This is a genomic window from Paenibacillus sp. NPDC057967 (assembly GCF_042887015.1).
Lineage (GTDB): Bacteria > Bacillota > Bacilli > Paenibacillales > Paenibacillaceae > Pristimantibacillus.
In genome coordinates, this window is record NZ_JBHVQB010000003.1 from 229,059 (window position 1) to 243,858 (window position 14,800).

15 protein-coding genes are annotated in these 14,800 nt (G+C 52.0%); 3 read left to right on the forward strand and 12 right to left on the reverse strand.

Features of this window, described 5'->3' with window-relative positions:
* Nucleotides 1-2 precede the first annotated feature (2 nt).
* Nucleotides 3-1,295, reverse strand: coding sequence for a metallophosphoesterase family protein (locus ACFVSO_RS08445; RefSeq protein WP_387472144.1), 1,293 nt, complete (start codon nt 1,293-1,295; stop codon nt 3-5).
* 84 nt (nt 1,296-1,379) lie between these two features.
* On the reverse strand, nt 1,380-2,519 hold the full coding sequence (locus ACFVSO_RS08450; protein WP_387472146.1) for a glycosyltransferase family 4 protein: 1,140 nt from the start codon (nt 2,517-2,519) through the stop codon (nt 1,380-1,382).
* 146 nt (nt 2,520-2,665) lie between these two features.
* Here ACFVSO_RS08450 and ACFVSO_RS08455 point away from each other — a divergent pair, with 146 nt between their 5' ends.
* Together ACFVSO_RS08455 and ACFVSO_RS08460 are read left to right on the forward strand one after the other, a co-directional pair.
* Nucleotides 2,666-3,838 carry a GGDEF domain-containing protein gene (locus tag ACFVSO_RS08455; RefSeq protein WP_387472148.1) on the forward strand — a complete coding sequence of 391 codons (1,173 nt, stop codon included), beginning with the start codon at nt 2,666-2,668 and terminating at the stop codon, nt 3,836-3,838.
* A 290-nt stretch (nt 3,839-4,128) separates the two neighbouring features.
* Nucleotides 4,129-5,457, forward strand: coding sequence for an extracellular solute-binding protein (locus ACFVSO_RS08460; RefSeq protein WP_387472150.1), 1,329 nt, complete (start codon nt 4,129-4,131; stop codon nt 5,455-5,457).
* Nucleotides 5,458-5,620: 163 nt separating this feature from the next.
* Here the strand turns inward: ACFVSO_RS08460 and ACFVSO_RS08465 are convergent, their stop codons facing one another.
* The 7 genes from ACFVSO_RS08465 to nrdI all read right to left on the reverse strand — a co-directional run bounded on the left by ACFVSO_RS08465 (nt 5,621) and on the right by nrdI (nt 11,901).
* The gene (locus tag ACFVSO_RS08465; protein WP_387472153.1) at nt 5,621-5,773 is read right to left on the reverse strand and encodes a hypothetical protein; all 153 of its coding nucleotides are present in this window, start codon (nt 5,771-5,773) and stop codon (nt 5,621-5,623) included.
* 14 nt (nt 5,774-5,787) lie between these two features.
* Nucleotides 5,788-6,591: a PhzF family phenazine biosynthesis protein gene (locus ACFVSO_RS08470; RefSeq protein WP_387472155.1), complete on the reverse strand. Its 804-nt coding sequence runs from the start codon at nt 6,589-6,591 to the stop codon at nt 5,788-5,790.
* A gap of 87 nt (nt 6,592-6,678) precedes the next feature.
* On the reverse strand, nt 6,679-7,131 hold the full coding sequence (locus tag ACFVSO_RS08475; RefSeq protein ID WP_387472157.1) for a GyrI-like domain-containing protein: 453 nt from the start codon (nt 7,129-7,131) through the stop codon (nt 6,679-6,681).
* A gap of 219 nt (nt 7,132-7,350) precedes the next feature.
* A complete protein-coding gene (hprK, locus tag ACFVSO_RS08480) occupies nt 7,351-8,259 on the reverse strand; it encodes an HPr(Ser) kinase/phosphatase (protein ID WP_387472159.1) in 909 nt (302 codons plus the stop codon).
* Nucleotides 8,260-8,461: 202 nt separating this feature from the next.
* Nucleotides 8,462-9,418 carry a class 1b ribonucleoside-diphosphate reductase subunit beta gene (nrdF, locus tag ACFVSO_RS08485; protein WP_387472161.1) on the reverse strand — a complete coding sequence of 319 codons (957 nt, stop codon included), beginning with the start codon at nt 9,416-9,418 and terminating at the stop codon, nt 8,462-8,464.
* Between the two features lie 52 nt (nt 9,419-9,470).
* On the reverse strand, nt 9,471-11,555 hold the full coding sequence (nrdE, locus tag ACFVSO_RS08490; RefSeq protein ID WP_387472163.1) for a class 1b ribonucleoside-diphosphate reductase subunit alpha: 2,085 nt from the start codon (nt 11,553-11,555) through the stop codon (nt 9,471-9,473).
* Nucleotides 11,542-11,901, reverse strand: coding sequence for a class Ib ribonucleoside-diphosphate reductase assembly flavoprotein NrdI (gene nrdI, locus ACFVSO_RS08495; protein WP_387472164.1), 360 nt, complete (start codon nt 11,899-11,901; stop codon nt 11,542-11,544). The genes nrdE and nrdI overlap by 14 nt, the downstream gene beginning before the upstream one ends.
* 289 nt (nt 11,902-12,190) lie before the next feature.
* Here nrdI and ACFVSO_RS08500 point away from each other — a divergent pair, with 289 nt between their 5' ends.
* The gene (locus tag ACFVSO_RS08500) at nt 12,191-12,412 is read left to right on the forward strand and encodes a hypothetical protein (protein ID WP_387472165.1); all 222 of its coding nucleotides are present in this window, start codon (nt 12,191-12,193) and stop codon (nt 12,410-12,412) included.
* Between the two features lie 359 nt (nt 12,413-12,771).
* Here ACFVSO_RS08500 and ACFVSO_RS08505 read toward each other — a convergent pair whose 3' ends face one another.
* From ACFVSO_RS08505 to rsfS, 3 genes are read right to left on the reverse strand one after another with little or no spacing between them, the layout of a single operon-like run.
* Nucleotides 12,772-13,494, reverse strand: a complete 723-nt coding sequence (locus tag ACFVSO_RS08505) for a class I SAM-dependent DNA methyltransferase (protein WP_387472860.1) — start codon at nt 13,492-13,494, stop codon at nt 12,772-12,774.
* Between the two features lie 41 nt (nt 13,495-13,535).
* Nucleotides 13,536-14,453 carry a CvfB family protein gene (locus tag ACFVSO_RS08510; protein ID WP_387472167.1) on the reverse strand — a complete coding sequence of 306 codons (918 nt, stop codon included), beginning with the start codon at nt 14,451-14,453 and terminating at the stop codon, nt 13,536-13,538.
* Entirely contained in the window at nt 14,450-14,797 is a 348-nt protein-coding gene (rsfS, locus tag ACFVSO_RS08515) for a ribosome silencing factor (RefSeq protein WP_387472862.1), read from the reverse strand. Before rsfS ends, ACFVSO_RS08510 begins: the two co-directional genes overlap by 4 nt.
* Nucleotides 14,798-14,800 lie beyond the last annotated feature (3 nt).

A 14,800-nucleotide genomic window follows, 5' to 3' on the forward strand; every position in this document is an offset into this window, starting at 1 on the left:
CGTTAAGTACGGCGATTATGTTCATCATGTCCGGCAATGAGTCCCAAAGTCAGTTCCTTCGCCTGCTGAAGCCATTCCTTCTGCGGCGTATTCCACTTCTCCCGGCTAATCCGATTCAGCCTGGGATGATCGGTCATATCCGCAACCGCTTGTCCAGCCAGCTCCCGCCATTGCTCCTCGTTCTGGCGGAGTCTTGTGCTCAGCCGGAGCAGCTCCCCGGCAAAGCTGTCTTCGTGCTGCAAGACCTGCCAATCGATCGGGGTACTCGTAGACGACGACAACCCGTAGACATAAATCCAGCGCCCGTCTGACAGCTTAGGCCAGCTCTCTTGCAGTTGTTCAAGCCATGCTGCCAGCGATGCAGGCTGGCTAACCGTCCGGTGAAGCTCCCCGCTGCCTGTCAGTCGCAGCCGCAGCATCAAGGAACCCCCTTCTTCCTTCTCTTCGTACTGTGCCACTCTCCGTTCCAATACTCGCAGCAGCTCTTGCTCCGTCACGATGTCTTCGATCGATACCTCTTCCTCTAGCCATCGTACCTGGTCCAGCGGCATAAAACGCATATCCACTTTTCTTGCTTCCGACACATCCACCACATAACAGCCTTTGGCCCCGGTTTCCTTCGGGTTCCGGCCTTGAAGATTGCCGGCATAAGCAATATGCGGGTATTCGTGCAGCAGCTCACGCTTATGGATATGTCCGAGAGCCCAATAATCAAAGCCGCTGCCAATCAACCCCTCAAGCGTACAAGGCGCATAGGGGTCATGCGAAGCATTACTCCCGACGTTGCCGTGCAGCAGAGCAATATGATAAGGCGCCTCCGGCGCTGTCCGATAAGCAGCAGCCAAATTGCGCGTCTCGGCACGCTCCCCGTAGGACATACCGTACACATACGCAGCCAGCTCACCTGTCCTCCGGTAAGCCGGTATCTCAGACGGCCTGGCCGCGCCAAATATATGCACATTCGGCGGAAGCTCCATCTGAGCCCGCTTGCCGCCCAGATGATCATGATTGCCGTGAATGGCATAGACCGCTATCCCCTCCGCTGCAAGGCGCTTCCATTCCTGAAGCAAAGACAGCTGCGCGCGCAGGGAGCGATCGGCCTCGTCGAAGAGATCTCCGGCAATGACGATAAAATCCACTTCCTCCGCTATCGCAAGATCCGTCAGCTTCCTCAGGGCGGCGAAAGTCGATTCCGCCAGCCCTTTCCTGACCGCTTCCGGCGCCTTCGACAGCCCCTTGAACGGGCTATCCAGATGCAGATCGGCTGCGTGAATGAACCGAAATGACACACTCATACCGTCACCAGCCTTTTACTATGCAAAAATAATGAAATAGATTTTGATTAATCAGAAGCTGCTCCAGCAGCAACTAACAGGCAGCTACTCGGGTTTGACTCCCGCATTCACTTCGTTGTATACCTTCTTCAGTTGGGAGATAACGCGCTGCAGCGAATATGCCTTCTTTGCCTTGTCCCAGCCGGATCGGGCTAAGTTATAGCGATACGTTGGATCAACTACCACCTTCTCCAGCGCATCAGCAAGCGCACCCGGGTCTTCAGGCGGTACAAGCAGACCGTTCACACCATCCTCAATCTGCTCTGCGATGCCCCCGACATTCGTGCCCACAAGCGCCAGCCAGCATAATGCAGCCTCGGCAAATACCGAGCCGAATGCCTCAGCGCGTGAAGGCAATACGAACACGTCAAAAAACGGCATGAACTCTTCGGGATGAAGCATGTAACCGTAGAAGATAATGTCGTCATACAGATCGAGCTTCAGAGCCAGCTCCTCCAGCTCTTCGCGAATGGGTCCGTCGCCAATAATATGAAGCACGAACGGATGACCTCTGCGCTTCAGCTCCGCACAAGCATGAAGCAGCACATCGATCCCTTTGGCAGGGACAAGACGGCATACCGTAATTAATTGCGTCACTTCATTTTCATGGGCGATCGGCTTGAATCTTTTCTCGTCAAAGCCGTTCGGAATCACTTTAATGCGCTCGGCATGATCGATGTACGGAGAAATGTAATTGCGGAACGATTCCGATACGGTCATCAGCTTGTCGGCCTTCAATTCCAACTCACGGTATATGGAAGTCAGGAAGCGGTGCTCTACGCTGCCCTCTTTAATCTTGCCATTCAGCATAAGCTCTCGCTCATAGCTGGAGTGAAGCGTCATGACTAGCGGAGTGTCGGGAAACAGGTCTTTCATGACCATTGCGGCGATGGGATGATGCGCATGAATAATATCGTAGGGCTTCTGGATGCGCATACGCGTCCACCATACGTAATCTTTATAAGTCTGGATATATTTATCGACGAGCGGATTGCCGATATAAGGGGTATGATCGAAAGTTCGGAACGAGACCTCTTCCTGGCCTTTGTTCCGGACGCGCTTCGGGAGGGAGAACAAGTCCATCCCCCATCCCAGCTTGTGGAAGCGTTCCTGAATGTAAGGGATCATGGACGATACGCCGCCGGGCTGTTCCGGAGGAAAAAACAATGCTTGCAATATATTCATTTGTTCCAGCTCCTGATAGGTTCTGAAGCGGTGATCGCTTCGAATGCTCGTTAACTTCTAGCTTCAACATCTACTGAAATATGATATAATAGAACGTATGTTTCTGTAAAGTTTGCTACTTATCCTACAATATTGGTGGTCGGACGATGACAATCATGCAATGGCTGACAGGCCCGAACGGACAATTGTTTTCCTCTTCATCAGTAATCGTCATTCTGATTCTGATGCTCTTCATGTCTATAAAGCTATACGTAAGCTATCGCAACAAGCATACCTACAGGCTGCTTATCACAGCCATAATGCTCAGCATTGTGCGGCAAGGCGCATTAGTTGCTCTGGCGTTCCCGGGATGGAATCTCTCGCCGTGGCTCTACTTGCTGTCGGATGTGCTGCATATTGTTTCATTTATTATTATAAACTTTGTGTTCATGAAATTATATACTTACCGTTCCGCGCAGCTTCGGATTGTTCCGTTCGCCCTCATGTCGCTCGCCACCGTAGGTTTGGCGGCCATTCAAGTCGCCATCCAGCCGTTCGAGGGCATGGACCGGACAGCGGGGGATTTCGCCTTCCCGATGCTTGATGTGTACAGCATCGTCGTTACCCTCATTATATTGCTTGCAACGCGAAGCGCCGACATGAACAGCAAATATTATACGGGTCTTGTCGTCTTTTTCATCTACGAGCTGGCACGCATCGCCGAAGGCTACGTATTCCACGGGTCCCAGCCATGGCTGATTCTGCTTTCGATGCTAATGCCGATTCTATACTTCTCGCTGCTGTTCATGCTGTTGTTTGAATGGGTCATTGAACGGCTGATGTCGACCTATCAATCTTCGATCGTCGACGGCTTGACAGGGCTATACAATCGTCGTCACTTTCATTCCAAAGCGGAGGGCTTGCTTGCAAGCAGCAAATCAGTGGCTGTCATCTTCTGCGATATCGATAACTTCAAGAAGCTGAACGATACGCAGGGCCATCACAAAGCAGACGGAGTGTTGAAGCGCGTAGCCGAAATCATTAAAGAGGAATCCAGCGGCATCGGCGCTGCCGGGCGGTACGGCGGTGAAGAGTTGCTGGCCTGCATTGGCACGGACCGCGTCAAGCCGGAGATCGTCGCAGAATCGATACGCAGACGCGTAGAAACGGAGACGATCGTCACGATCAGCGTCGGGTTCAGCACGACCAAAGACACCTCCTCCGTCCAGGAGATGGTCAAGCTTGCGGACGAGGCCATGTACTACTCCAAGACCAACGGCAAAAACCGCGTCACCGCCTATAAAGCGATTCCCGCTTCCAGAAAGGGAATGAGTGTATAACGAAGACAGGGAAGTATCCGCATGGTTGATCCATGCGCGATGCTTCCCTTTTTTGATATATGCTCAGTTATCTTACGATGGTCTGTTTGTATGAGCGAGAATGAATAGGGATGAGGCATCCCTATTATTTCGTGCCATTGCGTCGTTACAAATTCACTCACTATGTCCTCAATATGTTAATTTTTACATAATTGCGCAACAAAATAAGAGCTCGTACCGTTCCTATACATAGTTAATTCTATATACTAGTGCTTCCATATCATGAATGGATGCTCAAGGAGGACATGGCATTGAACAGATTTGGTAAGATAGGGATCGCTTGTTTGCTTCTGCTCGTATTTCTTGCCCAGGGCTGCTCTGCGATAGGAATCGGCAAGAAAAAGCCGCCGAACATAACCGTCAAAGTAATCGCGGAGCCATTGGAGCGATTCACCAGCTTCGAGCCTTTGCTGCGAGAGAAATTCCCACATATGACATTTGAAGCGATAGACCCTATTAAAGAGGTAGGAGAAAATGTAAATATTTCACCTCAGGATCAACTGGAAGCAGTCATTGCACTCGTAGAGGATACGGATGCAGATCTTTTTCTCAACCTTTCTCCGGATGCTTACATAGAGGAATATCCACTGCTTGATCTGGCTCCATTGCTTAATGTTTACGGGATTGAACTAAACAATCATCAAAAAATACTGGCCGACCAAGCAACAAGACCCGATGGCACCTTGACTGAATTGTCTCCTACGTTTAATAAACGTGTATTGTTTATAAATGGGAAGCTATTGCGCGAACTCAATGTGGATGAGCCGGAAAGTCCGATGACTTGGGAAGCATTCAGACAAGCAGTCTCATCGGTCAAAGAGCAGTATCCCGAAGTGAAAAGTTATATGGCAAACTTGCCGCAATTCTCAGGTTTAGTATGGGTCGGACGCACGATTATGGGCTGGAACGTCGTCGAAGATAACCAGTTGACGCTGGATCGTCCGGAATGGCGACAATTGTACGAACAGCTGTATGAGGATGGAATGAAGGAAAGTTTTTTAGAAAACAAAATATATTCTCCGCGCACCTTTGACAATACAGGACTCTTCATCTCCGGAGCCGATTATATCCGATCACTAATAAATGGCGGTCTATCGCCGGAAGACTGGTCGATCGTTGAGCTGCCGCGCGACCCTATGAACCAATACCGTATGCCGATCTGGGCAACGAATCCGTTTGCCGTCCATGCGGAGAGCGAATATATCGACGAACTGATGCAGGTCATGGCCTATCTCATGAGCGAAGAAGCGGCCGCGCGGATTGATGCTGAAGTGATTGGCGGGATTGGGGCCAAAGGCTTTGGGGCGACGCAGAATCCATATGGTTTTGTCACCTATCCGGATGCGGTATCATTTAGCCCCTTCTCGGCTGACGTGATCTTCGAGACGAACGGCGCTGCCCCGCCTCTATCGACTGTTACCTTTACCGGTGAAGCGTATTGGCAACTCAGCAATGTGTTCGCGGAGCAATTCGAAGCTGTTGCCAAAGGCACCATAACGTTCGACCAAGGCTGGGAGCGCGTCGAAACAGCTATTCAAGAGATCAACAGCGATCCGAACAACTTTACCGCTGCTGATTAGCCAGCGTTACACGCCTGGCAAGCTCGCTCCGGCTCTCCAAGCCGAGAAACTCGGCTTGCAGTTGCTTTGCGAGCTCGGTTCGGCTCTCCAAGCCGAGAAATTCGGCTTGCAGCTGCTTTGCGAGCTCGATCCGGCTCTCTAAGCCGAGAAATTCGGCTTGCAGCTAATTCGCGAGCTCGATTCGGCTCTCTAAGCCGAGAAACTCGGCTTGCAGCTGCTTTGCGAGCTCGGATCGACTCTCCAAGCCGAGAAATTCGGCTTGCAGCTGCTTTGCGAGCTCAGACCGGCTCTCCAAGCCGAGAAATTCGGCTTGCAAATCCCTTCCCAAGCTTACTCTGCAAGCTCACCTCGAAGCACCGTGACGGCTTGTCCGGACAGAAGGACGCGCTCGTCCTTCACCTGTACGCGAACGTAGCCGCCACGTTCGGAAGCCTGGTAGCCGGTCAGGTCATTCCGGCGGAGCCTCCTGCCCCAATACGGTGCCAGCGCGCAATGCGCCGAACCCGTCACCGGGTCCTCGTTCACGCCGATTCCGGGGAAGAAAGCGCGTGAGACGAAGTCGTAACTTGCGCTCTCTCCTCTCTGAGCTGCCGCGCTTGTCACAATGACCCCTCTGGTCTGCAATATCTTCAGCAGTTGAAAATCCGGCTGTAAGGATCTTACCGTTGCTTCACTATCCACCTCGACCAAGTAGTCCATCCGATTACGGCCGACATAACGCGGGATAAGTCCGAGCGCTTCAATCAATTCCTTCGGCGCCGTTACCGGCTCTACCGGTTCAGCAGGAAAGTCCATATTCGCCCACTCCCCGTCCCGTTCCACCGACAGGATGCCGCTTTTTGTATGAAAAACAGCCTTTTCACTCTCTGAGAGCACGCCAATATCCCATAATGCATGAGCGGCCGCAAGCGTCGCATGTCCGCACAAGTCGACCTCCGCCTTCGGCGTAAACCAGCGCAGCCTGTACCCCTCATCTCCTGCCCATACAAAAGCCGTCTCCGACAAGTTCATCTCCGATGCAATCTCCTGCATTCGCAAGTCCGGCATCGGCCCCTCCATTACACAGACAGCCGCCGGATTTCCTTTAAAACGCTCATTAGAAAACGCATCTATAATATGCAAAGCCGTTCCCATGCCACGACCTCCTTTTCTTATGTTATCAGCATCAATGTCTCTATAAAAAAAGAAAAAGAACCTGCTTGTCGCAAGCTCTTCGTAGCTTTAGTCTTTCAGCGGAATCAGAAGCTCGACCGGCTCTTCCTCCCAATGCTGCTCATCGATATAGAACAGCTCCAAGGAGACGGCTTGCTCGTTCTTCTTAAGTCCCTGTTCGTTCATCCAGGCATGCAATTGCTCATACCCTTCGCCAATCCGCTTATTGGAGCTTGCAACCATCGCATAGCGGTGGCCAGGAATGGTGAGCTGCACCATGCCTTCCGGTACTTCATCCAGATGTTGAACCTCATAGCAAGCCCAATACGTAGCAAATGCTTCATTCCCAAAGTTAGGGCTGTACAGCACAGTCGACTTCACATTATCGTTCAATTCATGCTTTCTGGCGAGAAACTCGGTCTGCAGCCGAATCGCTTCATCCGGGAAGGATGAATACGGGCCGCAATAACTGATTCCAACGAGTTGCAAAGCAGGCTTGATGACGATCGAGCAGTTTTCCACGCTTTGTTCCTCCTTAACGTTTTGTCGAACAAAACCGGTGTCGAAGGGCATTGGCTGGTATCGGACAGTTCTCTTGCTTGGCTTCATCACCGGAACGATACCGTAGGATGAGCTTTCACAACGCTAGTGTAGCATGTTTTCCCAATTAAAGGATAGTTATTTCGAAAATAATCATTTGAAACCTTCGTGAACGAACTTGTATTCGGCTAAAATCAAAATCTAATCACATTCCAGCCGCTTCATGAAATCTTCAACCGCGCTATAACCTTGCTGCTTTAAATACCAGTTATTCGCCGCCGCTTCGATCAAGCCCGCCACATCGCGGCCCGGCTGCAGCTGAATTTCAAAGTGAGGAATTTGGACACCCATATAGTCCACATATTGCGGCTCCAGCTCCAGGTCGTTGTTCAAATCGTTTTCGCGCCACCTGGTCAGCTCGATATCAAGCGTTATACGCGTCTCGTCCTGGAATGCCTTGCGGCCGTACAAACGGACCACATTCACGAGCCCCACGCTTCGCAGCGCAAGAAATTCCTTCGACTTCTCGTTGTGGCTGCCCAGCAGCGTCTGCGAGCTCAGCTTCTTCAGTACCACGATATCATCGGCGACAAGCCGGTGCCCGCGACGGATAAGCGTATGAGCGGTCTCGCTTTTGCCAACGCCGGACTTGCCCCGCAGCAGGATGCCGATGCCCGATACGTTCAGACAGACGCCGTGTACGGCGATCTCGGGCGCAAGCTCCTTCAGCAGATAGGCATCCAGCATCCCCACAAAAGCGGCGGTAGGCTCTTGCGTCCGAAGCAGCGGAATACCTTCCTCCACGCAATGCTTCGTCAGGTATTTCAGCCCCTCCTGACCGGAGGTCACAATAAAGCATGGTGGATGATACTTGACGATATTGCCGATATGGAAGTTGCGTTCGTCCTCCGTCAGACGGTGAAGATACGTAATTTCTTTTTTGCCCAAAATTTGTACATGCTCCTGCGGGAAGAAATCAAAGTATCCCATAAACTCCAGACCCGGCCGGTAAGCGCGCGCCTTCATGATATTCCGATCCAAATGCTCGGTGCCTACAAGCACCTCAAGGTTAAAGCGCCTGGCCAGCTCCTTTACGGCAATAGACTTCATGTTCCCGTCTCCCCTCTACGATTACAACGATTCTCCCCGCTCATCTGTAGACAGCAGCGTGAGCGCATCGCTCCCCTGAATGAATAATTGCTGCTATCACCAGCTTACTAGAGAACCTTCCGCCTTGCAAAAATCGCCCCCGCCTTGCCAAAAGGCATAGTCAGGAGCGATCCTATTTGATCCTATGAGTCAAGCTTTCGAATTAGAAGTTAAAGACGAAGTCATCGTCGTTCAATGGCTCGACGTGAATCGTACGTACGTAGCCGTTGCCCTTCTTGGAGAAGAAGTCATGCTGCTTCGTATGCGTGCTTATGCCATTGAATACGATCGGGTTGACCGGTTCCTCCGGGAAATGCGGCTCCATGCCAAGGTTCATGAGCGCTTTGTTCGCATTGTAGCGGACATAAGCCTTCACTTCCTCTTCCAGGCCAAGCGCGCCGTACAGGTCGTCCGTATAGACTACTTCATTCTCGTACAGCTCGTTCAGAAGCGCATAGACTTCAACTTGCAACGAGGCCTGCTCCTCCGGAGTGAACGTCGCGAATAGCTCTTGAGCAAGCACGCCGACATACAGGCCGTGGATGCTCTCGTCGCGCAAGATCAAGTCGATGATCTCGCCGCTGCTTGTCATCTTGCCTTGGCCCGCCAGGTACAGCGGGTAGAAGAAGCCGCTGTAGAACAGGTAGCTCTCCAGGAATACGGAGGCCGCCATCGCCTTGTACAGCTCTTTCGGGCCCGTAATGTTCGTATACCAGGAGGCGATCAGGTTCGCTTTCTTCTGCAGCTGAGGATTCTCCTCCACCCACTTGAAGATCGCGTCGATCTCTTCGCCGGAAGCTAGCGTCGTGAAGATGCTGCTGTAGGACTTGGCGTGGATTTGCTCCATCATGGACATGAAGGAAAGTACAGCCTTGCGCTGCAAGCCGTCCACATGCTCCAAAATTTTCGGCATGCCGACGCCGCCTTGTATCGTATCAAGCAAGGTCAGGCCGCCGAGCACGTTTTTGTACAGCGTGCGCTCGTCGTCCGTCATTTGCATCCAGTCCATTTTATCATCGGATAACGGAATTTCTTCGTCCGTCCAAAATTGCATCACGTTCTGCTGCCAGAACGTCAGCGTGAAATCATCGTCCGGGCGATTCCAGTTAACTGCTTTCATAGTAGGCATACTCCTTCTTTGCTACGTAATCTTAATACCTTGATAAGCCGGTTTAAACGGCGCAGCTTGTGCATTCTTCGACAGACAGGCGCTTCGTCCGTGTGTAGTACAGGGATTTCAGGCCTTTCTGAGCGGCATAGACGTAGAAACGCGCCAGTTCACGAGTCGTGACGTTGCTGTTCACGTGCAGGACGCTAGAGATGCCTTGGTCAATATGCTGCCCGATCTCGGCGATCAGGTCGATCAGCTTGAACTGATTGATGTTGTACGCCGATTTGTAGTAGAAGAAATTATCCTGCGACAGGTACGGCATCGGATAATAGGTCGTCGAGTTTGCGTAGGTGCGCGTCTCGATATGCTCGACGATTGGCATTACGCTGGATGTCGCGTTCTGGATATAGGAAATGCTTTGCGTTGGCGCAATCGCCAGACGGTAAGCATGGTACAGGCCATGCTGCTGCACCTTTTCCTTCAGCTCTGCCCAGTCCTGCGGGGACGGAACATAGATACCCTCGAACAATTCCTTCACACGATCCGTTTTCGGACGGTAATCCGTCTCCATATAGCGCGTGAAGTACGTACCCTTCGCATATTCGGAACGCTCGAAATTTTTGAATGTAGCGCCGCGTTCCTTCGCGATCTCCATGCTCTTCTCCAAGGAGTAGAAGTTCATCATCATGAAGAACGAATTTGCGAAGTCTTTTGCCTCATCGCTCTCGTAAGCGATTTTGTTCTTCGCCAGATAGCCGTTCAGGTTCATCGCGCCGAGACCCACGGAGTGAAGCTCCTCGTTGGCTTTGCGTACGCCTGGTGCGTTGTCGATCTTCGACAGGTCGCTGACTGTGGTCAGCGCTTCGATGCCGACATGGACGGATTCTTTAACTTTTCCGCGTTCCATTACATTTACTATATTGAGAGACGCCAGGTTGCAGCTGATATCGCGGCGAATGACGTCGTCGAAGCCGTAGTCGTTAATTTCCGATGTTTCTTGCAATTGGAAGATCTCTGTGCACAGGTTGGACATTTTGATCGAACCGATATCCTTCAGTGCATGCACGCTGTTGGCATTGGATTTGTTCATAATGTATGGATAACCGGATTCCAATTGAATGGAAGCGATCTTCGTCAGCATATCGCGCGCGTTCATGACCGTTTTTCTCGTCACTTGGTCGTTCGCAAGCAACTCTTCGTACATCTCGTCCATATCCATGTCGTCCAGATGCTGGCCGTATGCCTTCTGTACCGAATATGGCCCGAAGACGACAAGCGGACGGTTCTGTGCAGCCAGCTCATAGAATTTGTTCGGAATGATCAGGCCGATGGACAGGGTCTTAATGCGGGATTTCTCGTCCGCGTTAATTTTTTTGCAATCCAGGAACTCAATAATATCCCAGCCGAAAATGTTGTAGTAGCCCGCTCCGGAGCCTTTGCGCTGACCCATTTGGTCCGCGTAGGAGAATGCGTCCTCCATCAGCTTCAGCACCGGCATAATGCCTTTCGCCGCGCCTTCTACGCCTTTGATCGGCTCGCCGCGTCCGCGCAGCTTGGACAGGTTGACGGCTACGCCGCCGCCGATTTTGGACAGCTGCATGCATGTCCCAAGCACATAGTTAATAGAGTTGAGGGAATCGTCCATCTCCAGCAGGAAGCACGAGACCATCTCACCGCGGCGGCTCTTGCCCGCGTTCAGGAACGTCGGTGTCGCTGGCTGCAGGCGCTGCTCAATCATCGCCTCTGCAATGCGAAGCGCGCGATCGGCATCCCCTTCGCCCAGGTTCAACGCTACGATCGCTACGCGATCAGCATATTGCTCCAGATATTGAGCTTTGTTGTTCGTCTTCATCGCATAGTCCTTGTAGAACTTGGACGCCGCCATATACGATTGGAACTCGAAGCCGCTGTTTGCCGTCAGATTGAATACAGCTTCTACTTGCTCGTATGTATATTTTTCAAAAACGTTATCATAGTAATCGTTCTCGATCAGGTAGTCCAGCTTTTCGCGCAGGGAAGCGAATTTCACGCTTTTCTCTTCCACTTCCGCCATGAACGCCCGTACCGCCTCTTTGTCTTTCTCCAGTTGGTAGAATCCGTCCGCTCCGCGCTGCATTAACTCGTTATTTAATTCAATATGCTTCAATTGCCTGCACCCTTTCGACAAAATGTAACGTATCTTGACTCGTTCCCGATAATTCAAACTTCGATATGACAGGCACATGATACTTCTGTGAGATCGTATCCGCACTCTTCGCGAAACCCGGTCCCCAATTGCGATTGCCGCTCGCGGATACCCCGCGCAGCATATTATGGTTCATCTCGAGGAAGGAATTGACCTTCTCCGGCACTTGTCCGAACCCCGTTGTATAAGTGACCAGCACGAACGGCTCGTCTACTTGATTCTGCTCGTCAATCGGTACTGCACGCATATTCAGTTTTTTGATGAAACGTTTGACATTGCCCGTTTTGGAATCATAGACAACTAGCACCGCACACCCGCTCCCTTACTGAATTTCAGCAATCAAAAAGCGCTTCTGACCGCCGCTAGCAGGCAGACGCGCTTCGATACAACATACTAGTGCTAGATGTTGAAAATCATGACATGCATCAACATCTAGTTGCTGTTTTTGATTTTACATCAAGATATAGGTCTCGTCAATGAAAATTATGGAGAAACTATGAATCGATTTTTGAGAGCTTTTTAGGCGCACTCGACTATTTTAACAGATACGGCTATGATGGGATAGTGACATTTTATAGCTTATCTTGGAGGTACCCATGGAGAACAAATTAACAACGGAAGAGGCCCGCTTGGAGCTGCTCCAATTGCTTCGTGAAGCCGGCCGCGAACAATCGGGACTGCTGCCCTATCTCTCCGATCTGGAGGCGAAATGCAAGCGTCTGGAGGACGAGAACCGGAAGTTCAGGGAGGCTGCCGCGCGAAGAGCGTCGTCTGCCGCGTCGATGAACAGCCGCCTCAAAGATGCGCTGAGAGAGTAGCTCTAGCGACATGTGATATTGGCCAACCGTTCATGAGCTTTTTTAGCTGTCGAATAATGGCGAATTTTCTTTAAAGTTTATTATAGAAGAAACGTGACGCGATTCGGCTTGGATTTTCCTTGTTCGACAGTCTCCGGCATGAGACGGCCCCGAGGTCATGGGACCATTCGCATGACGCGCTAAGTGGCTGCAGACGACCTTCAGAATGATCCCCCTATTTACGAGTGGCAGTGACCGCTGCAAGCATCTACAGAGGTACTGGGGCGTCTTTCGAGGGATACGCCGGTCATGTTCAGCACTTCCCTTTATTCATCGAAAAAGCCTCCCTGCGTCATGACCCAGGGAGGCTTATTTATGATTTATTTGATTGCCGCAAAAAACAATCGTTCCGAATTCGCGTCGGCAGGCTTCAGTTCGAAGTCCGCATAACGATCTACCGTATCGAAGCCTGCTCGCTTTAAGGCCCCTTCCACCCAATCAGGATCATAGGCGCGCTGCCTGTGCGTCTCCTCGAAGCGATAGAAGGAGGCATTCCGGTCACGGGCGAAGATCGTCAGATTATGCTCGATCTGGCAGCGGGATTGCTCAAAATCGCATGTCCAGATATACGCAATATCCCGCTCGTCCAGGACGAACGGCTGCTCCTCCGCATAACGGACGAATTGCTTCGGCGGATGCATGTCGAACAAGAACGATCCGCCAGGCTTCAGCGCGGCGAAGGTAGCCCGGAAAGCCGCCTCCACATCCGCTTCCTCCGTCAAATAATTCAGACAATCGCAAAACGAAATTACGGAATCTACGGGCTCCGCCATCTCCCAGCGGCGCATATCCTGCTGCAGCCAACGGATCGTGCCCGTACGGGGCCGTATCGCTTGCTGAGGAGTCTCCTCCCACTTGCTGCGGGCGACAGACAGCATATCAGCCGACAGATCGATGCCGTACACATGAAAGCCGGAGCGAGCCAGCGGAATCGACAAGCTTCCCGTGCCGCAGCCCAGATCCACGACGGTTCCCGGCATGCCGTAGCGCGACCAGCCTGCCCGGGCAAAGCCCAGCCATTCAGCATAGGGCATATCCTCCATCAGCTGGTCGTACACGAGCGCGAATTGCCCGTACGATTGGCTCACTTCTCCACTCCTTCTGCGTCCGCAGCCGGTTCGCTAGGAGAAGCCAGATAGGTCCAGCTGCCCTTCTGCGTGACAAGCCCATCCTTCATCAGCTTGCCGAGCGCCCGCTTGAACGCTGACTTGCTTATGCCGAATCGTTGCTTGATCGTCTCCGCCTCTGTCTGATCGGAGTATGGCATGCCGCCGCCCGGCCGCTCCTTCAGGAAGGCAAGCAAGCGGTCAGCATCCTCCACCCGTCCTACTTCCTTGCGTTCGGTCATGGACAGATTGACACGGCCGTCCTCGCGGATGAACGTGACGCGAGCGCGTACGCGTTCGCCGAGCCGCAAGGCTCTTGTGCGGTCGGGGCTTGGAATAAGTCCATACACGCCGAAGCCGATAACGCCTCCGTCCACCATGACGAACGATCCCATCTGAAGCGACTTGGTCACCCAACCCTCTACCCACGTATTGCGCCATGCTTCAGGCGCATGGAACACTAGCGGGGACAGCTCTTCCTCAAAGGCAATCTTGGCGACCAGTCTTCCGATCTTGTCGTGCTTCATGACGACGAATACCTCGTCTCCAGGCAGCGGACGGTAATTGATGCCCTCAGGCAGCTCCGACAACGGCAGCAACAGATGTCTGCCTAGTCCCATCTCCAGAAAACAGCCTAGCTTCGGATGTACGTCCACGACACGCAGACGCGCCAGCTCGTCTAATTGAAGGAGCGGTTTCTTCATCGTAGCAGCAATCCGGTCTTCAGAATCGTAATAGATGAACACCTCAACCGAATTGCCAACCTGAGGCTTCGAGCCGACCAGCTCCGTATAGTGGAGCAGTACCTCCGATTCGCCGTCGCTCAGGAAGTACCCGTACGGAGACACCTCTCGCGATATTTTGAGTGTATATGTCTGACCGGCAACAAAACTCATGCGAATTCCACGACCTTAGCGTCGGACCACAATCTCTCGATATTGTAATATTCGCGCTCTTCGCGATGGAAGATATGGACGACAACATCGCCCAAATCGATAAGTACCCATCTTGCCGAGTCCATGCCCTCCACGCCGCGAATGCGCACGCCGGCGAGATCCGCCTGCTTGCGCACCTCAGTCGCAATAGCTTGCACCTGAGTGTCCGAGTTGCCGCTGCAGATGATGAAATAATCTGCAACGAGAGAAATATTTTTCAGATCCAGCGCAATAACGTCCATCGCTTTTTTATCTTCAGCGGCTGTCACCGCTATTTTCATTAATTGATTGGATTGTACAGCCATCAT

Coding starts and splice junctions, on each gene's coding strand:
- ACFVSO_RS08445 (WP_387472144.1), bottom strand. CDS start 1,295: ATGAGTGTGTCATTTCGGTTCATTCACGCAGCCGATCTGCATCTGGAT.
- ACFVSO_RS08450 (WP_387472146.1), bottom strand. CDS start 2,519: ATGAATATATTGCAAGCATTGTTTTTTCCTCCGGAACAGCCCGGCGGC.
- ACFVSO_RS08455 (WP_387472148.1), top strand. CDS start 2,666: ATGACAATCATGCAATGGCTGACAGGCCCGAACGGACAATTGTTTTCC.
- ACFVSO_RS08470 (WP_387472155.1), bottom strand. CDS start 6,591: ATGGGAACGGCTTTGCATATTATAGATGCGTTTTCTAATGAGCGTTTT.
- hprK (WP_387472159.1), bottom strand. CDS start 8,259: ATGAAGTCTATTGCCGTAAAGGAGCTGGCCAGGCGCTTTAACCTTGAG.
- nrdF (WP_387472161.1), bottom strand. CDS start 9,418: ATGAAAGCAGTTAACTGGAATCGCCCGGACGATGATTTCACGCTGACG.
- ACFVSO_RS08500 (WP_387472165.1), top strand. CDS start 12,191: ATGGAGAACAAATTAACAACGGAAGAGGCCCGCTTGGAGCTGCTCCAA.
- ACFVSO_RS08505 (WP_387472860.1), bottom strand. CDS start 13,494: ATGGAGGATATGCCCTATGCTGAATGGCTGGGCTTTGCCCGGGCAGGC.
- ACFVSO_RS08510 (WP_387472167.1), bottom strand. CDS start 14,453: ATGAGTTTTGTTGCCGGTCAGACATATACACTCAAAATATCGCGAGAG.
- rsfS (WP_387472862.1), bottom strand. CDS start 14,797: ATGGCTGTACAATCCAATCAATTAATGAAAATAGCGGTGACAGCCGCT.